The following is a 21,894-nucleotide window of genomic DNA, read 5'->3' as shown; positions in this document are numbered from 1 at the left end:
CCATGGCCGACATCACCCGGCGCCTGGGCTGGCGCCATCTGCGCGGGGCGCCCACGGCGCACATACGGCACCACCGCTCCGGCGCGCTGGTCCACGACGGGACCGGACTCAGCTTCTGGTTCCGCCCGCTGACGGCCGCGCTCTCCGAGGTACCGGTCGACGACCGGGAGCTGGCGATGACCTTCCACGCCCGCACCTCCGACTTCCAGGACGTCTCGGTGCAGGCGACGGTCACCTACCGGATCGCGGACCCGGCCGTCGCCGCCGCCCGCCTGGACTTCTCGATCGACCCGGACACGGGCGCCTGGCGGGGCACCCCGCTGGACCAGCTCGGCACCCTGCTGACCGAGACGGCCCAGCAGCACGCGCTGGACGTCCTGGCACGCACGCCCCTGGCGGCGGCGCTGGTGGACGGGGTGGCGGCGGTGCGCGAACGGGTCGCGGCCGGCCTGGGCGCCGAGCCCCGGCTGCCGGCCACCGGCATCGAGGTGGTCGCCGTCCGCGTGATGGCGCTGCGGCCCGAGCCGGAGGTGGAGCGGGCGCTGCGCACCCCGGCCCGGGAGCAGATCCAGCAGGAGGCCGACCGCGCCACCTACGAACGACGGGCCGTGGCGGTCGAGCGGGAGCGCACCATCGCCGAGAACGAGCTGGCCAGCCGGATCGAGCTGGCCCGCCGCGAGGAGCAGCTGGTCGAGCAGCGCGGCACCAACGCGCGCCGCGAGGCCGAGGAGCAGGCGGCCGCGGACGCGGTGCGCGCCGAGGCGGAGGCGGCCCGGTCGGTGAAGCTGGCGGAGGCGGAGGCGGCGCGGTCCGTGAAGCTCGCCGAGGCCGAGGCCACCCGCTCAGTGGGGCTCGCCGAGGCCGAGGCCGCCCGGACGCTGAAGCTCGCCGAGGCGGAGGCGGCACGCTCCCAGCAGCTCGCCCGCGCGGAGGCCGAGGCGGCGCGCGAGGTCGGGGAGGCGCGGGCGCAGGCACAGGCGGCCTGGCTGCGGGTGCACACCGAGGCCGGGGTCGACGGGACGACGACCCTGCGGGCGCTCACCGCGACCCGGCTCGCCGAGAACCTGCCGCGGATCGACAGCGTGACCGTCTCCCCCGACGTGCTGACCGGGCTGCTGGCGAAGCTCGGCGGCGACGCCGAGGGCGCCCGGTGAGCCTGGCCCGGCGGGCCGTCTTGGTCCACCGCACCACCGAGTACGAGGAGCTGGTGGCCCGGCACGGCACGCACGGCCAGGCCGCCTTCTTCCTCGCCTCCCGGGGCCGGGACATCGAGGAGGTCGCCGAACGCCACCGCAGGGCCCGGGGCGCCCTGGCCGAGGTGGCCGCCGCGGTGCCGCTGACCTGGCGCCAGGCCCGGGTGGAGCGCGCCGACCTGGACCGGTTCCTGTTCGCCCCGGAGGACGTGGTGGTCGTGGTCGGCCAGGACGGGCTGGTGGCGAACGCCGCCAAGTACCTGACGGGCCAGCCGGTCGTCGGCATCGACACCGACCCCGGGCGCAATCCGGGAGTGCTGGTGCGGCACCGCCCGGCGGACGCGGCCAAGCTGCTGCCGGCGGCCGGGACCGCGGGGTCCGTGGTGGACGACCTCACCATGGTCGAGGCCGTCGCCGACGACACCCAGCGGCTGGTGGCGCTCAACGAGATCTACCTCGGCACGCCGGGCCACCAGACCGCCCGCTACCGCCTGGGCCTCGACGGCGACGGGGGTGCTGTCGAGGCCCAGGCCTCCTCCGGGGTGCTGGTCGGCACCGGCACCGGTGCCACCGGCTGGCTGCGCTCGGTCTGGCAGGAGCGGGGCGGCGCGCTGCCGATGCCCTCCCCCACCGAGGACGGCCTGCTGTGGTTCGTCCGCGAGGCCTGGCCCTCACCGGTCACGGGCACCACCCTGGTGGCCGGCCGGCTCCGCGCCTCGGCCTCCCTGTCGCTCACCGTGGAGTCCGACCACCTGATCGCCTTCGGCGACGGCATCGAAACGGACGCCCTCCAGCTCACCTGGGGGCAGACGGTACGGGTCGGCATCTGCGAGCGGCGTCTGCGGTTGGTGGGGTGAAGGGGCGGGACGGTCGTGCCCTCACGGCCGGCGCGACCGTGGGCGGGACGGCGCCTCGCCTTCCCGGCACACCACAGCGCGCCCGTCCCCTCAGATCGCCGTGCACGGCACCGGCCAGCGGTCGATGCGTGGGGGCAGGGTGGTGGCCACTCCGTCGTCGACGCGGACGAGGCGTTCGGTGGTGAGGAGGTCGACCGCTGTGCGCTGGACGGGGTCCAGGGCGGTCAGCGGGGTGGGGGTGGCCAGCAGGTCGAACGTGGCGAGCAGGTCGGGGTGGTCGAGGGTGAGCCGGACCGTGGTGCCGGGTTCCCTGCGGTCGATGACGCTGACGAAGCCGGGCCCGCGCCGGTGGTAGAGGATCCCGTGGGCGGGGTCCTGCGGGGCGGTGCCGGCGGCGCCCTCCGGCAGCCGGACCGGCTCGCCCCAGGTGGGGAGCGAGACGTAGGTGCCGCCGTCCCGGAACAGCAGGCCCAGGGAGAGGGCGTGCCTGACCCAGCCGTCGAGGGCGCCGGACGGCACGTCGTGGCCGTCCCCCGTCAGCAGCCGGTGCAGCGCGGGCACCGTACGGCCGTCCTCCAGGCGGCGCAGCGCTTCGGCCCGCCAGCCGGTGAAGCGGTGGGTGGCCGGCGGCCAGCCGTGCCGCCGGTCGCGCACCAGCAGGTCCGCGCCGTCCGCCGCGAACAGCAGCCGGGAGTGGGTGTGTCCGGCCCGCCACGCGGCGACGGCCTCCCGCAGCCGGCGCTCCGCCGGGCCCGCGAGGCCCGCGTCGTCGGTGTCGAAGAGGTAGACCAGGTCGGCGAGTTCGCCCTCGGGCAGGTCGTACACGTGCTGGTACATCTCGGCCGGGCGGCGCTTGCCGAAGCCGAGGCCGGGGTCGGTGAAGTGCGGGCTGAACCGCTCCAGCTGGATGCGGTGCGCGCCGCTCGGCGGCTGGAGGTGGACCAGCGCGGGGAGCTGTTCGACGACCGGCGCGTAGTCGTCCGCCGTCTCGCCGGGGAAGCCGTACAGCAGGTTCCAGGAGCAGGTCAGCGCGTGGTTCTCGCACTCGCGCAGGGTGCGCACGTTGCGGGCGCCGGTGACGCCCTTGTCCATCAGGTCGAGCACCCGGCTGCGCAGGCTCTCGATGCCGGGCTGGATGTGCACGGTGCCCGACTCGCCGAGCAGCCTCAGCTGCCCCGGGGTGAGGTTGGACTTGACCTCGTAGTGCAGCCTGAGGTCCCAGCCGCTGTCCGCGGCCCGGGGCAGGAAGTCACGGAAGTAGGCCATGTCGATGATGTTGTCGACGGTGACCACGTCGAGGATGCGGTGGCGGCGGACCAGCCGGTCCAGCTCCGCCCACAGCCGCTCGCCCGGCTTGGCGCGGAAGGCCATGGCGGACCCGTTCAGCCCGCAGAAGGTGCAGTGGTGCTTCTCCCCCCACCAGCAGCCGCGGGCGCCCTCGACCACCAGCTTCGGGTGGATGAACTCCCGGACCGGGGACGCGTCCAGGGCGGTCTGCCACTGGTCGTAGTCGGGCGAGGGGATGTCGGCGGGCGCCACGGTCCGCCGGGTCTCGGTGTTGGCCCGCGACACGGCTCCGTCCCACCAGCACAGGCCGGGCACGTCCACCGGCGCGGTGCCCTCGGCCAGGTGCTCCAGCAGGGCCGGGAAGGCGTACTCGGCCTCGCCGCGCACCACGTGGTCCACGAAGGGATGGTTGCGGTGCAGGGCGTGGCCCATCGGCCCGTCGCAGTTGCTGCCCCCGAACACCACGCTCAACGCGGGCTTGCGGCGCTTGAGTTCACGGGCGAGCGCGAGGGAGGCCACGTTCTGCATGAACGTGCTGGTGAACCCGACGACGTCCGGCTCGTCCGCCAGGATCGCGCTCGCGCACAGATCGACGAACCCGGCGGCGTACGGCCGCATGTCGACGGCCGTGCCGACCGGGACGTCCCGCCGGACCCCGTAGTCGCGCAGCCGCTGCAGGCCCCAGCCGGGGTCGTCGTACAGGACGCCGGAGAAGACCCAGTCGCCGAGGCCGTGGAAGATCGCGTCGGAGCCGACCGCCACACAGTCGCCCGGCCGCAGCCGCCCCCCGGAGTGCTCCAGCAGGTACTCCGCCCAGCGCAGCGAGCCGTGGAACTCGGTCACCTCGGCGTCCGGGCGGGCCCGCCGCACCAGCCGGTTGAGCAGGCCGAGTTGCAGTGAAGGGAGGTCCAGTGGTTGCCAGGGCATCGTGACCAGGTGAACGCGCATGCTCAGCGGGTCGGCCGCTTCTCCAGGATCGCCGGCCGGCGGCCGGTGCTGCGGTCCTCGCGGACCACGACCTTCTTGATCTCCATGCCCCCCGCCCCCTGCGGCCGCTCGCTCCGCGTCTCCACGGTCTCCACCGCTCCCCCTCCGCACGTTCGAACACCCTTGTGTCGCACGGCCGTCCACCCTATGGACGAAAGTGTGTACGACACAAGGGCGTTCCGTGTCCGCACGGTCACAGACGCGGGTCCACCGGCTCCGACTCCAGGGCGAGCACCCCGAAAACCGCCTCGTGCACCCGCCACAGCGGCTCCCCGCCCGCCAGCCGGTCCAGGGCCTCGAGGCCGAGGGCGTACTCGCGGATCGCCAGCGACCGCTTGTGGTTCAGGAACCGCTGCCGCAGCCGGGCCAGGTTGTCCGGCCGGGTGTACTCGGGGCCGTAGATGATCCGCAGGTACTCGCGGCCCCGGCACTTGATGCCGGGCTGCACCAGCCGCCCCTTCTCGTCGCGCACCAGCGCGCCGAGCGGCTTGACGACCATGCCCTCACCGCCCCGGCCGGTCATCTCCAGCCACCAGTCGACGCCGGCCCGCACCGACTCGGGGTCGCCCGTGTCGACGTACAGCCGCCGCGTGGTCTGCAGCAGCCCGGTGCCGTCGTGCTCCACCAGCCGGTCGAGCAGCGCCAGTTGCTCGTCGTGCGGGAGCGCGGCGAGGCTGCGGCCCTGGACGGCCAGGAGCTGGAAGGGCGCCAGGCGGACTCCCTCCAGACCGTCGGTCGTCCAGCAGTAGCGCCGGTAGGCGTCGGTGAACGCGGCCGCGTCGGCGGCCCGGCCGCGCTGGCGCTCCAGCAGGCCGCCCACGTCGGTGCCGCGCGCGGCGGCGGCCTCCAGCGCGGCGAGCGCGCCCGGGAACACCGCGCCCGAGGCCGCGCCGACGGCCGCGTACTGGCTGCGCAGCAGCCCGGACGCCTTCAGCGACCAGGGCATCAGCTCGGCGTCCAGCAGCAGCCAGTCGGTGCTGAGCTCCTCCCACAGGCCCGCGTCGCCGACGGCCGAGCGCAGTCGGCCGAGGATCTCCTCGGTCACCTTCCCGTCGTCGAAGAACGGCCGCCCGGTACGGGTGTAGAGCGCCCCGCCGGGGCCGTCGACGCCGAACCGCGCGCGAGCCGCGTCCGCGTCCCGGCACACCAGGACCACGGCCCGCGAGCCCATGTGCTTCTCCTCGCACACGACCCGCGGCACCCCGTCCGCCGCGTACTGCGCGAACGCCTCCACCGGGTGCTCCAGGTAGCCGTCGACGCGACTGGTCGCCGTCGGCGCCATGGTCGGCGGCAGGTACGGCAGCAGGCGCGGGTCGACGGCGAAGCGGCTCATGACCTCCAGGGCCGCCGCCGCGTTCTCCTCGCGGACCGCGACCCGGCCGGCGTGCCGGGTCTCCACGGCCCTGCGGCCGTACACGTCCGCGAGGTCCAGCGGCCGCCCGTCCTGCCCGCCGGGCGCCTCGGTGCGCAGCGGCCGCGCCGGCTCGTACCAGACCCGCTCGGCGGGTACGTCGACCAGCTCGCGCTCCGGCCAGCGCAGCGCGGTCAGCTTGCCGCCGAAGACCGCGCCGGTGTCCAGGCAGATGGTGTTGTTGAGCCAGGTGGCCTCCGGGACCGGGGTGTGCCCGTAGACCACGGCCGCGCGGCCCCGGTAGTCCTCCGCCCACGGGTAGCGCACCGGCAGCCCGAACTCGTCGGTCTCTCCGGTGGTCTCGCCGTACAGGGCGTGCGAGCGGACCCGTCCCGAGGTGCGGCCGTGGTACTTCTCGGGCAGGCCCGCGTGGCAGACGACGAGCTTTCCGCCGTCGAGGACGTAGTGGCTGACCAGGCCGTCCAGGAAGCGGCGCACCTCGGCCCTGAACTCCTCGCTCTCGCCCTCCATCTGCTCGACGGTCTCGGCGAGCCCGTGGGTGTGCTGGACCTTGCGGCCCTTGAGGAACCGCCCGTACTTGTTCTCGTGGTTGCCGGGCACGCACAGCGCGTGGCCGTCCTTCACCATCGACATCACCCGGCGGAGCACGCCGGGGGTGTCCGGACCGCGGTCGACCAGGTCGCCCACGAACACGGCGGTGCGGCCGTCGGGGTGCACGCCGTCGTCGTAGCCCAGTGCGGTGAGCAGCGACTCGAGTTCGGCCGAGCAGCCGTGGACGTCGCCGATGATGTCGAACGGGCCGGTGAGGTGGGTCAGGTCGTTGAACCGCTTCTCGGTGACGACGGCGGCGGCCTCGATCTCCTCGGTCCCGCGCAGCACGTGCACCTTGCGGAAGCCCTCGCGCTCCAGGTGGCGCAGCGAGCGGCGCAGCTCGCGGATGTGCCGCTGGACGACCCGGCGGGGCATGTCGGCGCGGTCGGTGCGGGCGGCGTTGCGCTCGGCGCACACCTCCTCGGGGACGTCGAGCACGATGGCGATGGGCAGCACGTCGTACGTCCTGGCCAGTTCGACGAGCTGCCGCCTGCTGTCCTGCTGCACGCTGGTGGCGTCGACGACGGTACGGCGGCCGGCGGCCAGCCGCTTGCCGGCGATGTAGTGCAGCACGTCGAAGGCGTCCCCGGAGGCGCTCTGGTCGTTCTCGTCGTCGGCGACCAGGCCGCGGCAGAAGTCGGAGGAGATCACCTCGGTGGGCCTGAAGTGCTTGCGGGCGAAGGTCGACTTGCCGGAGCCGGAGGCGCCGACGAGGACGACCAGGGACAGGTCGGTGACGGGGAGGACGCGCCCCGCGCGGGTTCCGGTCGAGCCGTTCTCGGTCGTGCCGCTCTCGGCCGTGCTGTTCTCGGTCATGCTGCCTTCAGCTCCTTCCGGGTGTCGTCGTGGCGGTGGAAGACGGCCATCTGGGTGGGCGGTCCCACCTCGGGGTCGTCCGGGCCGACGGGGGTGAACGCGACCTCGTAGCCGTGGCGTTCGGCGACGGTGCCGGCCCAGGCGCGGAACTCCTCGCGGGTCCACTCGAACCGGTGGTCGCCGTGCCGGACGTGTCCGGCGGGCAGGGTCTCCCAGCGGACGTTGTACTCGACGTTGGGGGTGGTGACGAGGACCGTGCGCGGGCGGGCGTGCCCGAACACGGCGTACTCCAGGGCGGGCAGCCTCGGCAGGTCGAGGTGCTCGATCACCTCGCTGAGCACGGCCGCGTCGTAGCCCTTGAGCCGCTTGTCGGTATAGGCCAGGGAGCCCTGCAGGAGCTGGACCCGGGACGCCTGGCGCTCCCCCATCCGGTCGAGCTTCAGCCGCCGCGAGGCGATGGTCAGGGCCCGCACGGAGACGTCGACGCCGACGACCTCCGTGAACCGGACGTCCCTGAGCAGTTCCTGCACGAGCTGGCCCTGGCCGCAGCCGAGGTCGAGGACGCGGGCGGCGCCGGACGCGCGCAGGGCGGCGAGGATCGCCTCCCGGCGCAGTACGGCGAGCGGTGCCGGCCTCTCCTCCGCCTCCGTCTCCTCCTCGACGGCGTTGTCGATCGACTCGACCTCGCTGTCGTCGGCCTCGGCGAGGCGCACCAGCTCCAGCCGCTCCATCGCCTGCCGGGTCAGGGACCAGCGCCGGGAGAGGTACCGGCTGGTGATGAGCTTCTGCTCGGGGTGCGTGGGCAGCCAGCCCTCGCCGGCCCGCAGCAGCTTGTCGACCTCGTCGGGAGCGACCCAGTAGTGCTTGGCGTCGTCGAGCACCGGCAGCAGGACGTACAGGTGGCGCAGCGCCTCGGCGAGGGTGAGCGTCTCCGACTCCAGGACGAGCCGGACGTACCGCGAGTCGCCCCACTGGGGGAACTCGGTGTCCAGGGCGACCGGTTCGGCGGTCACCGCCCAGCCGAGCGGTTCGAAGAGCCGTCCCACGAGGGCGGGGCCGCCGCGGGCGGGCAGGGCGGGCACCTCGATGCGCAGCGGCAGGGGCGCGGCGGCCCGCTCGGGGCGGGCGTTGCACACTCCGCGCAGGGCGCTGGAGAACACGGCGCTCAGGGCGACGGCGAGCAGCGAGGAGGCCGCGTACGGGCGGTCGTTGACGTACTGCGCGAGTGCCGCGTCGGGTGCTCCGCCGCGGCCCTTGCCCTTGCCCCGGCGGACCAGCGCGACCGTGTCGACCTCCAGCAGCAGCGCGGCCGTGCACCGCTCCGCGTCCGCCTCTGGGTAGAGGACGTGGGCGGTGCCGTAGGAGGTGGAGAACGTCTGCGCCTTGTCGGGGTGCTTGTGCAGCAGGAACCCGAGGTCGGTGGCCGGGTGGGCGGCGGTGCCGCGCGTCGATATCGTCAGGAACACAAGGCCGAGTCTCCCCCGCCCGCGCGCCCCGCGACCACCGGTTTTCCCTCCGGTGGCCGGCTCCGCCGCCCGGTCTCAGGAGTCCTTCTCGTCCTTGGCGACGATGGCCCGGGCGCGCTCGACGGCCTTCCGGTCGGCGGCACGCGTGTCGGCCAGTTCCTTCCGGTGCCCGCGGATGGCCGCCTTCTGCGCGCGGACCTCCAGGGCGTGGACGGTGCCGATGTAGTCGGTGTCGAGCTTGCACCGGGCGTCGGCGGCCGCCGTCCGCTTCTCCTTCTTCGACGCCTCCTCGGTCCCGAACCAGGCGGTGTCCAGGGACGCCTTGTCCGGGGCCGGGTAGTGGAACCCCTGCTTCTTCATGCAGGCGGACCAGGCGTGGTCGGCCTTCTTCCAGGCCGGGTCCTTGCGCGCCTTCTGCCGGGAGGTGTACCAGAGCTCCATGGGGACCGAGTAGAAGCCGGTGAGCGTCAGGCCGCCGATCCTCGCCGCCTTGTGCGCGGGGCCGTGGATCTTCCGGCCGGCCTGCCCGAGGCAGCCGCCGTCGGGGACGGCCTGTCCGTGGACGCGGCGGCCGGCGCCGGAGCCGGAGGCGCCGGTGAGGGCGCGGTACTGGTCGGGGGACCACTCCATGGGCTGGGTGGAGCCGTCGTCGGGCCGGCCGCGATAGCCGTCCTCGGCCGCCGTGTCGGGGTCGTCGACGCCATAGGGCCGGTCGTCGCCCAGCGGCCCGTGGCTCTCGGGGACGCCCCGCTGGACCGGGTACGTCGACTCGACGGCCGCGGTGGCGAGCGTCGCGAAGCCGGGGAAGCCGAGGCGGACCATGCACCGCTTGGCGAGGATCCACTGCGCCTTGCCCACAGCCTTTCCGCCGTCCGACGACGGGTCGGGGATGTAGGCGTTCAACGGGAAGGCCGTCAGGGTGTTGAGACGGTGGGCCCGGTCGCCGGCGTCGTCCTGACCGGTGAACTGGCAGGCGGACGCGGCCAGAAGGCCGGTGAGGAGGAGAGGCAGCACTTTGCGCACCCGGTCATCCGACCAGGCCCGGAGCGTGAGCGCCGTGACGGAGCCCACAGTTCCGGCACAGACCGGCCACAGGGCACGCACAGCACCCCGGTTCCTGTGATCCTCGCCATGGCCCGACGCCGCCGGACCTGATGGACTGACCCACTGTCAACTGACCACTGACAGAAGGGGGAACCATGACCATGGACCGAGCCGACCGAGCAGGCCGAACGGGAGCCGGCAGGAGCGTCGCGGCGCGAGGCGCCGTCGCGGTGGTGGCCGGTGCCGTCCTGAGCACGGGCGTCCTCGCGGCCGCCCCGGCCCAGGCGGCCGCTCCGGCCTCGAAGGCCGCCGCCGAGCACACGACCGCGGCCGCGGCCGCGGCGCCGACGGTGTCCGCCCAGGGCGCGTACGCCATGAACGCGGCCACGTCGAAGCAGCTCTTCGGCAAGGCGGCGGACGGGCCGCTGCGGACCGGCTCCACCACGAAGATCATGACGGCACTCGTGGTGCTGTCGCAGCCGCACCTGAACCTCGACAAGAAGGTGAAGATCAAGAAGGAGTACACGGACTACGTCATCGACCCCACGACGGGCGGCCAGCGCTACTCCAGCGCGAAGCTGATCCTCGGTGACTCGATGAAGGTGCGCGACCTGCTGTACGGGCTGCTGCTGCCGTCGGGCTGCGACGCGGCTTACGCCCTCGCGGACACCTACGGGGCCGGTTCGACCACCCAGCAGCGCACGGCTTCGTTCATCTCCCGGATGAACCGCAAGGCGCACGAACTCGGGCTGAACAACACCTACTTCGACTCCTTCGACGGGGTGTCCAACGGCGACAACCACGCCTCGCCGCGGGATCTGGCCAAGCTGGCCGCCGTCGCCCTGAAGAACACGACGTTCAAGAAGGTCGTCGGCACCAGGACGTACGACGCCATGACGTCGTACCGGCCGGGCGGGGGCACGCACACGATGGACCCGTGGAAGAACACCAACACGCTGCTCGGCTCCTACCGGGGCGCGATCGGCGTGAAGACCGGCTCGGGCCCGGAGGCGAAGTTCTGCCTGGTGTTCGCGGCGACCCGGGGCGGAAAGACCGTGGTGGGGACGGTGCTCGCCGACACGTCGGTGGACGAGCGGTTCAAGGACGCGGAGAAGATCCTGGACTACGGCTTCGCGCACATCCGCTGACGCGGGAAGCCGGACAGCCGGGCCGCGGACACGGAAGGGCCCCGAAGGGGCCGGCCGGGCACACACCCGGCCGGCCCCTCCGGGGCGGCGGTGCTACCGGAGCTGCGACTGGACCTGCCCGGCGATCAGCTCCAGGTGGTCGAGGTCGTCGAGGTCGAGGATCTGGAGGTAGATCCGCCGGGAGCCGATCGCGGCGTAGCGGCCGATCCGGTCGACGACCTCGGCCGGGGAACCGGCCAGGCCGTTGGCCTTCAGCTCGTCCACCTCACGCCCGATCGCGGCCGCGCGCCGGGCCACCTCCCGGTCGTCCCGGCCCACGCACACCACGAGCGCGTTGGAGTACGTCAGGTCGTCCGCCCGGCGGCCCGCCTCCTCGGCGGCCGCGCGCACCCGGCCGAACTGCCGCTCGCTGTCCTCGACGGAGGCGAAGGGCATGTTGAACTCGTCCGCGTACCGGGCCGCGAGCCGCGGGGTGCGGGTCGCGCCGTGACCGCCGATGAGCACCGGGATCCTCGACTGGGCGGGCTTGGGCAGCGCGGGCGACTCGGTGAGGTCGTAGTAGCGCCCGTGGAAGTCGAAGGTCTCGCCGGTCCTGGTCGCCCAGAGCCCGGTGACGATCTCCAGCTGCTCCTCCAGACGGGCGAACTTCTCCTTGGGGAAGGGGATGCCGTACGCCTTGTGCTCCTCCTCGAACCAGCCCGCACCCAGGCCCAGTTCGACGCGGCCGCCGGACATCTGGTCGACCTGGGCCACCTGGATGGCGAGCACGCCCGGCAGCCGGAAGGTGCCGGCCGTCATCAGGGTGCCGAGACGGATGCGCCGGGTCTCGCGGGCCAGTCCGGCCAGGGTGATCCAGGCGTCCGTGGGCCCGGGCAACCCGTCCGCGTCGCCCATCCGCAGGTAGTGGTCGGAGCGGAAGAAGGCGTCGAACCCGAGGTCCTCGGTGGCCTTCGCCACGGTGAGCAGGGTGTCGTACGAGGCCCCCTGCTGGGGCTCGGTGAAAATTCGCAGGTCCATACACCCATCCTGCACGCCGCCCGCGGCGGGGAGCTCACCGACGCCGCCGGGCGCGGCGGCACCCGGCCGGGGATCCGCCCGGCCCGGAAGACGGCGCACGCCGGCCGCGGGTCACACGCCGGTCGGGCTGTCCTCCGTGGGCTCGGGTAACACCTCCTCGCGTGCCGCGAGCTTGCGCAGCATCTCCAGGACGCGGTCGCGGGACTCGTCCGCCGCGTCGATGGCCTCCATGCACTGCCAGTACGTCGTCTCGTCGGCCGCCGCGCTGGCCATGCCGACCAGCGCGATGCCGACCTCGACGAGCAGGCCGCCGAGGCACAGCAGCGTCTGCCGGGCGTCGTCCAGCTCGGTGAGCTGGGCGGCGCGCAGGTCGCCCGGGTCGAGCTCGGGAGGGTCCAGCACGCCGCAGCCCCGGCCCGCCAGCTCGGTCAGGCCCAGCGCCTCGCCCCGCAGCTCGGGCGGCCCGGACACCGCGAGGCGGCTGCCGATCGCCTGGGCCAGGGCCTGTGCCTGCCACACCTCCGCCATCCGCTCGGGGATGTCGGCGCCGCCCACCAGGGCCCGCCTGCTCGTCGCAATGAGCCGCAGTGCTTCCATGCGCTGCCCCCGTCCCGTCCGCCGTGCGTCCCCGCACGTCCGCTTGAACTCCCTTGTTCATTACCCAGAGTGAGGTGCGGTGAGACGAAAAGCCAGAGGAAGCCCGAAATCTGTGGACAACAATTCGGATTCGGGCGCGATTTCGACTGCGGAGAGTGATAACGGAATGGAAGGGTCCGGGCGTTTCCGTCCGAGTCGGGTCAGGGTGCGTCCCCGTCGCCCGGGAGGGGGAAGCGGTGTTCGTTGCGGTCGATCTTGGCGGCCAGGGCGGCCAGCGGGTCGATGCCGAGCACCTCGCAGAACTGGAGGAGGTAGGCGAGCACGTCGGCGACCTCGTCGGTGACGCGGTGCGCGGTGCCGGGGTCGGCCATCACGCGGGCCGACTCCTCCGGCGTCAACCACTGGAAGATCTCGACGAGTTCGGAGGCCTCCACGCTCAGCGCGGACACGAGGTTCTTGGGCGTGTGGTAGGGCTGCCAGTCGCGCGCGGCGGCGAACTCGGCGAGCCTGCGCTGGAGTCCGGCCAGGTCGGGGTGTTCCGTCACGGCCTCAGGTGTACCACTGTGACGCCCTCGGTCCCCACCGCCCAGGAGGCGTCGCTCACCGCGCCCACGCAGCGGATGTGGCCGCGCTCGCCCATCCGGGCCGCCGTCCGCAGCAGCGCGCGGCGCTGGTCCGGGTCGAGGCCGCGGTCGAAGCCGTCGGCGAGCACGGTGAGGGTCCGCAGGGCGTCGGGCACCTCGCCCGGTGTGTCCACCTCCAGCACCCCGGGCCCGGTCAGCAGCACCAGCGCGAGAGCGACGTACCGCAGTTCGCCGTCGCCGAGCCGGGCCAGTTCGGTGCGCGGGCCGCCGCCCCGGTCGAGCAGGGCCCGGACGGTGCCGTCGGCCAGCGGTTCGGCGAGCAGGTCGGCCACCGGGCCCGCGCAACCGGCCCGCAGCGCCTCCACCAGCAGGGCGTGCCGGCGGCCGCACTCGAACCGGGTGCGCCAGACGACGTCGGCGAGGTTGTCGCAGCCGCGCATGAGGCGGCCGGTGCCGGTGGGTACGGGGGTGCGCATGTGCTCGGGGCGCGGGTCGCAGGGGAAGACGGAGCGCAGGGCGACGACCATCTGCTCGGCGGCGGCGAGCACCCGGCGCTGCCCGTCGGTCTTGCCGGCCACCCGCAGCGGCAGCAGGGCGGTGCCCAGCCGGTCGTCCGGCAGCGGAGCCCGGGTGACCGGGGCGGAGCCGGCGGTGTGCCAGGCGGCCTGGACCGTCCGGCGGCCGGGGTCGCGCAGGGCGGTCTCCAGCAGGACGACCCCGCCGGCCGTCAGCCGCTCGCCGACGATCCGCAGCTCCGGCTCGGCCTGTACGGCGACGTCGAGCCGGACCGGTCCCTCGGCGCCGTCCGCCGTGCAGCCGATGCGGAAGCCCCGCCGCCCCTGGCCGTCGGGGCGCGCCCGCTCGGGGACGCAGGCGCCGGGCTCCGGGAACACCTCGGCGAGGGGCGCTCCCCCGCCGAGCCGTGCCAGCGCCTCGTAGGCGGCGAGCGCGGTCGACTTGCCCGTCCCGCTGCGCCCGGCGAACAGGGTGACCGCCCCGAACGGGAACGCGGCCCGCTGGTGCCCGGCGAACGCGGACAGCCGCAGCTCGGTGATCCGGGCACGGACGTCGACGGGACCGGCGGACGCGGAAGGACCGGCGGACGCGGACGGTTCGCCGGACTCTGACGGCGCGGCGGACGGCCCGGCGGTCGCGGACGGTTCGGCGGGCGCGGAGGACACGGCCATATGCGGACGGTATGCCTCCGCCGGTCCGGTGAACCGTTTTGCCCGCCGCACCTTCCTACGAACGGGGGACCGCCCGCCGTGTCGCCGCGCGAAAGCCGGCCCGGGACGGCGCGGCCACGGCTCAGGGACGCGCCCAGCTCAGCCGCCGGAGACGCCCGCGCTCTCCATCAGCCCGCTGACCTCCGTGCCCGGCGGCGTCAGCAGGAACACGTTGCGGTCCACCCGGTGCATCCCGCTGCCGAGGCCGAAGACGACCCCGGTGCTGAAGTCGAGGACGCGCTTGGCGACGTCGCCCTCCGCGCCGGACAGGTCCAGCAGCACCGGCGCCCCGGCCATCAGGGTCTCGGCCACGTCACGCGCGTCCGCGAAGACGTTGACCCGCAGCACGACGAACCGGCGCCGGGTCTCGGTCTCCGCGTCCGGCAGCGAGCGGTGGTCCACCGCCGACGGCCAGGCGTCCCGGCCTCTCAGCGGCACGACCTGGGCGAGCCCTTCCCACTGTTCATCGGTGACGTCGTAACGGCTCACCGGCTCCCCCTGACCTGACTCGCACTCCATGCCTGCACCGGCCAATTCTTACGCCAAGTCACCCGTTCGGCCCAACTGCGACACACTGCGCGACCCGCCGCGCCGGGCACCGCACCCCTCGCGCACGCCACATGTACACATACGCCCGCTTCTTACCGCCCTCACACCCGACTCTTCACCTGTCGTCGCGCCCCGCTCACCGGCCGCCACTAGCGTCCGGTCACGTGCACTTGGCAGAACCCACACAGGTGACACCCGGCCGGCGGACACTGTCGGCGGTGTCCGCCGCACCCGGAGCCCGCGCGGACGACGTCCGCGGCCCCGCGCAATGGCATCGCGTCCTGACCCTGCTGGCCGACGCGAGCCTCTTCATCGGCACCCGCACGGTGTGGACCCAGGCGGCCACCCACCGTCTCGTCCTCGCCGGTGTCATCTCCGTCTGCTACGCCTCGATCCTGGTCAGCGGCGTGCTCGCGCTGACCGTCCGCCGGGCGCGCTCCCTGGCCCGCCTCGACCTCGTGGTGCTGCTCACCGCGGTCGCGCTCACCCTGTGCACCTGGGCGCTGAACCACGCCGGGGGCGACGAGGCGGTGCTGACCACCCAGGCCGCCCGGGAGATGGCCGCCGGGCACCCGGTGTACGGCCAGCCCTGGCCCTGGCTGTTCCACGGCAAGGGCGTCGCGCTCACGGCGACGACGACCGGCGGTTACGACCTCACCTACGGCTATCCCCCGCTGGCACCGCTGCTGACCCTGCCCCTGCTGTGGCTGGGCCACGGCGGCCTCCCGGCGACCGCTACGGCGACGCTCGCGCTGATCGCCGGCGCCGTGCTGCTGTGGCGGCTGCTGCCGGTGCCGTGGCGTTCGGCGGCGACCATGCTCTGCCTGGGGTTCGGGTTCCTGCCGCTGTACGCGCGGCAGGGCTATCCGGCGATCCTGGCGATGGTGCTGCTGATCCCCGTGGTGGTCGGCTGGCCGCGCATCGGCGCCGGCGGCCGGCTGGGCACGCCCGGGATCGTGCGGGCCGTCTGCCTGGGGGCCGCGTGCGCCACCCAGCAGCTTCCCTGGTTCGTGGCCCCGTTCCTGCTGGCCGGGATCTACGCCGTGCGCCGGGGCGAACTCGGCGCGCGCCCGGCGCGGCTGGTGGTGCTGCGGATCCTGGGTGTCGCCGCGGCGGCCTGGCTGCTGATCAACATGTACTTCCTCCTGAGCGAGCCCGGCCCCTGGCTGGGCGGGATCGCCCTGCCCCTCACCCAGGGCGCGATCCTGCACGGGCAGGGCCTGGTGGACGTCTCGCTGTACTTCACGCACGGCAGCGACCGGCTCGACTGGTACGGCCACGCGAGCATGCTGCTGGCCGCGGCCCTGCTGGCGCTGTTCGTGCTGTTCGTACGGCGGCTGGGCCCGGCGGCGACCGTGCTGCCCTGGTGCGCCTTCTACCTGGCGACCCGCTCCCAGGACGGCTACTACCTGATGATGACCCCGCTGTGGCTCGCCGCGGCGGTCACCGCGCCGCTGCCGGAGTTCGCGCGTGCCTGGCAGCCGCGCCCCCGCCCGCTGCGCGGCCCGCGCCGCCGGCCCGCGCTGGTGGGCGCGGTGGTGCTGCTGGTGCTGCCCGCCCTGGTGAGCGCGGTGTTCGCGGTCACGGGCGGGCCGCCGTTGCGGATGGACGTCACGGCGGCGCGGCGGGCCACGGCGCGCTCGCTGTCGGCGGTGACCGTGCGGGTGACCAACACCGGGGACACTCCGCTCACCCCGCACTACATGCTGACCACGGGCCAGGGCATGAGCCGGTACTGGTCGCTGGCGCGCGGCCCGGCCACCCTCCCCGGGCACACCACGGCGACCGTCGAACTGCGGGCGCCGGCCGGGGGGTTCCCGCTGCCCGCGCGGCCCGGCGCCCACGTCCGGCTGCGCGCCTTCACGGCGGGTCCGCAGACGCTCTCCACCCGCGACCTCGACCCGGCCGAGCTGGGCCGCAGGGGCTGATCCGTCAGCGGACCGCGGGGGCTGATCCCTCAGGCGGCCGCGCGGGCGAAGCGCAGCGCGGCGGTGACCGTGGTCAGGCCGCGCATCATGCCCAGCTGGTTCCAGGTCACGCCGAACCGGTCGCGGTCCACGGTGAACTCGGTCTCCAGGGCGAGCGCCTCGGCCGTGACCGAGGTCAGGCGCGCGGTGAGGGTCAGCGGCCTGCTGACGCCCCGCACGGTGAGCTGACCGGTGACCCGCACGTCGTCGCCGTCGAGGCGCTCGGCGGAGCGGACGGCGAAGGTGATCTCGGGGTGGTCGTCCGCGCCCAGCAGGTCGGCCGAGCGCAGGTGCGCGTCGCGCTTGGCGTTGCCGGTGTCGAGGGAGGCCACGTCCAGCGTCACGGTGCCGGTGGCCGAGCCGTCGGGCCTGACCTCGCCCTGCCCGGTGACGGCGGCGAAGGCGCCCTTGACGGTGACCAGGCCCCAGAAGGTCTTGTGCCGCAGGCTCACGGCGGACGCCGCCGGGTCGATCCGCCAGATGCCTGTTTCCACGGCGACGGTCATGGCCGCCCTCCGAATCGCTAGTTCAAATTTGGATGACTGCACGCTAGCCCAATATCCAAATTTGGACAACAGATAGACTCGACACCATGGCCGCCCGCGACGAGACCCCCGCCGACCAGCCCGCCTGTCCCCCGGCGGGCGGCGGCGGACTGCTCCCGGGCGAACTGCGGGCCTGGATGCTGCTGCTGGCGGCGACGGGTGCGGTGGAGCAGCGGCTGCGGTGCGCCGTGAAGGAGTCCCTCGACGTCTCGCACGACGAGTTCCTCATCCTGTGCCTGCTCGCCGAGCAGCCGCGCGGCGGCCTGCGCATGACCCGGATCGCCGAACTGCTGGGGCGCCCCAAGACCCGGCTCACCTACCAGATCGCGTGCCTGCAGCGGGCCGGCCTGGTCACCCGCGAGTCCGTCTGCGGCGACAAGCGGGGCGTCGAGGTCGCGCTCACCGAGAAGGCCAGGCGGCGGCTGCGGGAGGTGTCCGGCACCCTGGCCGAGACGGTCACCCAGGCGCTCGCCCGGTTCGTCGGGCCCGAGCAGCGCGAGGCGCTCGGCGCGCTCATCCCCGGCCTCGCCGAGAACCCGTACGAACCGTAGGAAACAGCCCCGTTGAAGCGGGACGAGGTGCAGGTCACAGCCGCAAGGAGGGAAACGTCACAAGGCGCGCCCTGCACTCGATTGAGCGCACTGCCCTAGCATCCGAGCCATGACGGTCCTGCCTGACGACGGGCTCTCACTGGCCGCCGAGTTCCCTGACGCGACACACGAGCAGTGGCAACGCCTGGTCGAGGGTGTGCTGCGCAAGTCGGGCAAGGAAGTCTCGGGCGAGGCAGCTGAGGACGCTCTGTCCACGACGCTCGAGGACGGGCTGCGCACCCGGCCCCTGTACACGGCGCGCGACGGCGCGCCCGACCCCGGCCTGCCCGGCTTCGCCCCGTACCAGCGCGGCGGCCGCCCCGAGGGCAACACCGCCGGCGGCTGGGACGTACGGCAGCGGCACGCGGCGCTCACCGACGGAGCGGTCCTCGGGGACCTGGAGAACGGCGTCACCTCGCTCTGGCTGGTGCTCGGCGAGGGCGGCATCCCGGTGGCCGACCTGCCGCGCGCCCTCGACGGCGTCTACCTCGACCTGGCCCCGGTGGTCCTGGACGCCGGCGCCGACACCGAGGCCGCCGCGGCCGCACTGCTGCGGCTGTACGAGGACAGGGGCGTCGACCCGAAGACGGTGCGCGGCAACCTGGGCGCCGACCCGCTCGGGCACCAGGCCCGCACCGGCACCCCGCAGGACCTGGCGCCCGCCGCCGCCCTCGCCGCGCGCTGCGCCGAGCGGTACCCGGGCCTGCGCGCGCTGACCGTGGACGCGCTGCCGTACCACGAGGCCGGCGGCTCGGCGGCCCAGGAACTGGGCGCCTCCCTCGCCACCGGCGTCGCCTACCTGCGCGAGCTGACCGGGGCCGGCCTCACCGTCGAGGCGGCCTGCGCCCAGCTGGAGTTCCGCTACGCGGCCACCGCCGACCAGTTCCTGACCATCGCCAAGCTGCGCGCCGCGCGCCGGCTGTGGGGCCGGGTCGCCGAGGTGTCCGGCGCGCCGGGCGCCGGCGCCCAGGTCCAGCACGTGGTGACCTCGCCGGTGATGATGGCGCGCCGCGACCCGTGGGTGAACATGCTCCGCACGACGGTCGCCACGCTGGCCGCCGGAGTGGGCGGCGCCGACTCCGTCACCGTGCTGCCCTTCGACCACGCGCTCGGCCTGCCGGACGCCTTCGCCCGGCGCATCGCCCGCAACACCTCCACGATCCTGGTGGAGGAGTCCCACCTGGCCCGGGTCATCGACCCGGCGGGCGGCTCCTGGTACGTCGAGCGGCTGACCGACGAACTCGCCCACGCCGGCTGGGAGTACTTCCGGTCCGTCGAGCGCGACGGCGGCCAGGCCGCCGTCCTGCGCTCCGGCCGCCTGCGCACCGACCTGGCGACGACCTGGGCGGAGCGCTCCAGGAAGCTCGCCAAGCGGCGCGAACCCATCACCGGTGTCAGCGAGTTCCCGCTGCTGTCCGAGAAGCCGGTGGTGCGCGAACCCGCGCCCGAGCCGCCGTCCGGCGGGCTGCCCCGGGTGCGCCGCGACGAGGCGTACGAGGCCCTGCGCGCCCGCTCCGACGCCCACCTCGCGGCGACCGGCGCACGCCCCAGGATCTACCTGGCCACCCTCGGCCCGGCCGCCGCGTACACCGCCCGCTCGACCTTCGCCGCCAACCTCTTCCAGGCCGGCGGCATCGAACCGGTCACCGCGGGCACCTTCGAGGACAGCGGCGCCACCGAGGCCGTGCTGTGCTCCAGCGACGACCTGTACGCCGAACAGGCCGCGCGGGCCGCCGAGTCGCTGCGCGCCGCCGGCGCCCGGCACGTGTTCCTCGCGGGCCGCCCGGCCGCGTACGCGGGCGTCGACTCGTACGTCTTCGCGGGCTGCGACGCCGTCGACGTCCTGTCCGCGACCCTCGACCGCATGGGAGTGTCCTGATGGGAATCCCCGACTTCGCCGGCATCGAGCTGGGGACGCCGGCCGCCGACGGCAGCGCCGAGGAGTGGCGGGCGGCCGCCGAGCGGGCGTCCGGCGGCGCGGCCCCGCTGTGGGAGACCCCGGAGGGCATCGGGGTCAAGCCGCTGTACACCGGCCGCGACCTGGAGGGCCTGGACTTCCTGGGCACCTACCCGGGCATGGCGCCGTACCTGCGCGGCCCCTACCCGACGATGTACGTCAACCAGCCCTGGACGATCCGCCAGTACGCGGGCTTCTCCACCGCCGAGGAGTCCAACGCCTTCTACCGGCGCAACCTGGCGGCCGGCCAGAAGGGCCTGTCGGTCGCCTTCGACCTGCCCACGCACCGGGGCTACGACAGCGACCACCCGCGCGTGACCGGTGACGTCGGCATGGCGGGCGTGGCCATCGACTCGATTCTCGACATGCGCCAGCTGTTCGACGGCATCCCGCTGGACAGGATGACCGTGTCGATGACGATGAACGGCGCGGTGCTGCCGATCCTGGCGCTGTACATCGTGGCGGCCGAGGAGCAGGGCGTACCGCCCGAGAAGCTGGCCGGGACCATTCAGAACGACATTCTGAAGGAGTTCATGGTCCGCAACACCTACATCTACCCGCCGAAGCCGTCGATGCGGATCATCTCCGACATCTTCGCGTACACCTCGCAGCGGATGCCCCGCTACAACTCCATCTCCATCTCCGGGTACCACATCCAGGAGGCCGGTGCGACGGCCGACCTGGAGCTGGCGTACACCCTCGCCGACGGCGTGGAGTACATCCGGGCGGGCCGCGAGGCCGGTCTGGACGTGGACGCGTTCGCGCCCCGGCTGTCGTTCTTCTGGGCGATCGGCATGAACTTCTTCATGGAGGTCGCCAAGCTGCGCGCGGCCCGGCTGCTGTGGGCCAAGCTGGTCGCGCAGTTCGAACCGAAGAACACCAAGTCCCTGTCGCTGCGCACGCATTCGCAGACCTCGGGCTGGTCGCTGACCGCGCAGGACGTGTTCAACAACGTCACGCGCACGTGCGTCGAGGCGATGGCGGCGACCCAGGGGCACACCCAGTCGCTGCACACCAACGCCCTCGACGAGGCGCTGGCGCTGCCCACCGACTTCTCGGCCCGCATCGCCCGCAACACCCAGCTCCTCATCCAGCAGGAGTCGGGCACCACCCGGGTCATCGACCCGTGGGGCGGCAGCGCGTACGTGGAGCGGCTGACGTACGACCTCGCCCGCAAGGCGTGGGCGCACATCCAGGAGGTCGAGCAGGCGGGCGGCATGGCCCAGGCCATCGACGCCGGCATCCCCAAGCTGCGCGTGGAGGAGGCCGCCGCGCGCACCCAGGCCCGGATCGACTCCGGCCGCCAGCCGGTGATCGGCGTCAACAAGTACCGCGTCGACACCGACGAGCAGATCGAGGTCCTCAAGGTCGACAACTCCTCGGTGCGCGCCCAGCAGATCGAGAAGCTGCGGCGGCTGCGCGCGGAGCGGGACGAGACCGCCTGCCGGGACGCGCTCGACGCGCTCACCCGGGCCGCGGACGGCGAGGGCAACCTGCTGGAGCTCGCCGTGCGCGCGGCCAGGGCCAAGGCGACCGTCGGTGAGATCTCCGACGCCCTGGAGAAGGTGTACGGCCGGCACGCGAGCCAGATCCGTACGATCTCCGGTGTGTACCGCAACGAAACAGGGGAGTCCCCGTCCGTGGACCGCACCCGCGCCCTGGTGGACGCCTTCGAGGAGGCCGAGGGCCGGCGCCCGCGCATCCTGGTCGCCAAGATGGGCCAGGACGGGCACGACCGGGGCCAGAAGGTGATCGCCACCGGCTTCGCCGACCTCGGCTTCGACGTCGACGTCGGCCCGCTGTTCCAGACGCCGGAGGAGGTCGCCCGCCAGGCGGTCGAGGCGGACGTGCACGTGGTCGGCGTGTCGTCGCTGGCCGCCGGTCACCTCACCCTCGTGCCCGCGTTGCGCGAGAAGCTGGCCGAGGAGGGCCGGGAGGACATCACGATCGTGGTCGGCGGTGTCATCCCGCCGCAGGACGTGCCGGTCCTGCTGGAGATGGGCGCGGCGGCCGTGTTCCTGCCCGGCACCGTGATCCCGGACGCCGCGTACGACCTGGTGAAGCGGCTGTCGGCCGACCTCGGCCACGACCTGTAGGCCCG

Annotated in this window: 18 protein-coding genes; 7 read left to right on the top strand and 11 right to left on the bottom strand. The window is 73.8% G+C overall.

All coding sequences use genetic code 11. From position 1 onward, the window contains the following. The first annotated feature begins 2 nt into the window (after positions 1-2). The gene (locus B446_RS27870; protein ID WP_020942768.1) at positions 3-1,154 is read left to right on the top strand and encodes an SPFH domain-containing protein; all 1,152 of its coding nucleotides are present in this window, start codon (positions 3-5) and stop codon (positions 1,152-1,154) included. Further along, complete coding sequence (locus B446_RS27865; RefSeq protein ID WP_020942767.1) at positions 1,151-2,050, top strand: NAD(+)/NADH kinase; 900 nt, start codon at positions 1,151-1,153, stop codon at positions 2,048-2,050. Before B446_RS27870 ends, B446_RS27865 begins: the two co-directional genes overlap by 4 nt. Before the next feature lie 90 nt (positions 2,051-2,140). Here the strand turns inward: B446_RS27865 and B446_RS27860 are convergent, their stop codons facing one another. The 5 genes from B446_RS27860 to B446_RS27845 form a co-directional block, all read right to left on the bottom strand. Beyond that, positions 2,141-4,285, bottom strand: a complete 2,145-nt coding sequence (locus B446_RS27860) for a RiPP maturation radical SAM C-methyltransferase (RefSeq protein ID WP_020942766.1) — start codon at positions 4,283-4,285, stop codon at positions 2,141-2,143. A gap of 2 nt (positions 4,286-4,287) precedes the next feature. Then, entirely contained in the window at positions 4,288-4,410 is a 123-nt protein-coding gene (locus tag B446_RS40815; protein WP_268825412.1) for a hypothetical protein, read from the bottom strand. Positions 4,411-4,517: 107 nt separating this feature from the next. Next, positions 4,518-7,103, bottom strand: coding sequence for a polynucleotide kinase-phosphatase (locus tag B446_RS27855; protein WP_020942765.1), 2,586 nt, complete (start codon positions 7,101-7,103; stop codon positions 4,518-4,520). Beyond that, entirely contained in the window at positions 7,100-8,569 is a 1,470-nt protein-coding gene (locus B446_RS27850; protein WP_020942764.1) for a 3' terminal RNA ribose 2'-O-methyltransferase Hen1, read from the bottom strand. Before B446_RS27850 ends, B446_RS27855 begins: the two co-directional genes overlap by 4 nt. Positions 8,570-8,644: 75 nt before the next feature. Continuing rightward, positions 8,645-9,583: a hypothetical protein gene (locus B446_RS27845; protein ID WP_234967564.1), complete on the bottom strand. Its 939-nt coding sequence runs from the start codon at positions 9,581-9,583 to the stop codon at positions 8,645-8,647. Positions 9,584-9,774: 191 nt separating this feature from the next. Here B446_RS27845 and B446_RS27840 point away from each other — a divergent pair, with 191 nt between their 5' ends. Next, on the top strand, positions 9,775-10,761 hold the full coding sequence (locus B446_RS27840) for a D-alanyl-D-alanine carboxypeptidase family protein (protein WP_043479228.1): 987 nt from the start codon (positions 9,775-9,777) through the stop codon (positions 10,759-10,761). 93 nt (positions 10,762-10,854) lie between these two features. Here the strand turns inward: B446_RS27840 and B446_RS27835 are convergent, their stop codons facing one another. From B446_RS27835 to B446_RS27815, 5 genes are all read right to left on the bottom strand, one after another. Then, on the bottom strand, positions 10,855-11,778 hold the full coding sequence (locus tag B446_RS27835) for an LLM class F420-dependent oxidoreductase (RefSeq protein ID WP_020942761.1): 924 nt from the start codon (positions 11,776-11,778) through the stop codon (positions 10,855-10,857). Positions 11,779-11,889: 111 nt separating this feature from the next. Next, the gene (locus tag B446_RS27830; protein WP_043476554.1) at positions 11,890-12,375 is read right to left on the bottom strand and encodes a DUF6099 family protein; all 486 of its coding nucleotides are present in this window, start codon (positions 12,373-12,375) and stop codon (positions 11,890-11,892) included. A 200-nt stretch (positions 12,376-12,575) separates the two neighbouring features. Next, a complete protein-coding gene (locus B446_RS27825) occupies positions 12,576-12,920 on the bottom strand; it encodes a nucleotide pyrophosphohydrolase (RefSeq protein ID WP_020942759.1) in 345 nt (114 codons plus the stop codon). Beyond that, positions 12,917-14,146 carry a bldA-regulated nucleotide-binding protein gene (locus tag B446_RS27820; RefSeq protein ID WP_020942758.1) on the bottom strand — a complete coding sequence of 410 codons (1,230 nt, stop codon included), beginning with the start codon at positions 14,144-14,146 and terminating at the stop codon, positions 12,917-12,919. Before B446_RS27820 ends, B446_RS27825 begins: the two co-directional genes overlap by 4 nt. Before the next feature lie 138 nt (positions 14,147-14,284). Next, on the bottom strand, positions 14,285-14,674 hold the full coding sequence (locus B446_RS27815; RefSeq protein WP_020942757.1) for a cell division protein SepF: 390 nt from the start codon (positions 14,672-14,674) through the stop codon (positions 14,285-14,287). Between the two features lie 278 nt (positions 14,675-14,952). Here B446_RS27815 and B446_RS27810 point away from each other — a divergent pair, with 278 nt between their 5' ends. Further along, a complete protein-coding gene (locus B446_RS27810; RefSeq protein ID WP_043476552.1) occupies positions 14,953-16,662 on the top strand; it encodes a membrane protein in 1,710 nt (569 codons plus the stop codon). A 29-nt stretch (positions 16,663-16,691) separates the two neighbouring features. Here B446_RS27810 and B446_RS27805 read toward each other — a convergent pair whose 3' ends face one another. Continuing rightward, positions 16,692-17,207 carry a YceI family protein gene (locus B446_RS27805; protein ID WP_020942755.1) on the bottom strand — a complete coding sequence of 172 codons (516 nt, stop codon included), beginning with the start codon at positions 17,205-17,207 and terminating at the stop codon, positions 16,692-16,694. Between the two features lie 86 nt (positions 17,208-17,293). Here B446_RS27805 and B446_RS27800 point away from each other — a divergent pair, with 86 nt between their 5' ends. The 3 genes from B446_RS27800 to scpA all read left to right on the top strand — a co-directional run bounded on the left by B446_RS27800 (position 17,294) and on the right by scpA (position 21,889). After that, positions 17,294-17,797: a MarR family winged helix-turn-helix transcriptional regulator gene (locus B446_RS27800; protein ID WP_020942754.1), complete on the top strand. Its 504-nt coding sequence runs from the start codon at positions 17,294-17,296 to the stop codon at positions 17,795-17,797. Positions 17,798-17,906: 109 nt separating this feature from the next. Beyond that, positions 17,907-19,715 (top strand): methylmalonyl-CoA mutase family protein, encoded by a 1,809-nt coding sequence (locus B446_RS27795; RefSeq protein ID WP_020942753.1) that lies wholly within the window; start codon positions 17,907-17,909, stop codon positions 19,713-19,715. Further along, entirely contained in the window at positions 19,715-21,889 is a 2,175-nt protein-coding gene (gene scpA, locus B446_RS27790; RefSeq protein WP_020942752.1) for a methylmalonyl-CoA mutase, read from the top strand. Before B446_RS27795 ends, scpA begins: the two co-directional genes overlap by 1 nt. The last annotated feature ends 5 nt before the right edge of the window (positions 21,890-21,894 follow it).

Origin of the sequence: Streptomyces collinus Tu 365, from assembly GCF_000444875.1 — a bacterium.
Classification (GTDB): Bacteria; Actinomycetota; Actinomycetes; order Streptomycetales; family Streptomycetaceae; genus Streptomyces; species Streptomyces collinus_A.
This window is presented reverse-complemented; position numbering and strand designations above follow the sequence as displayed.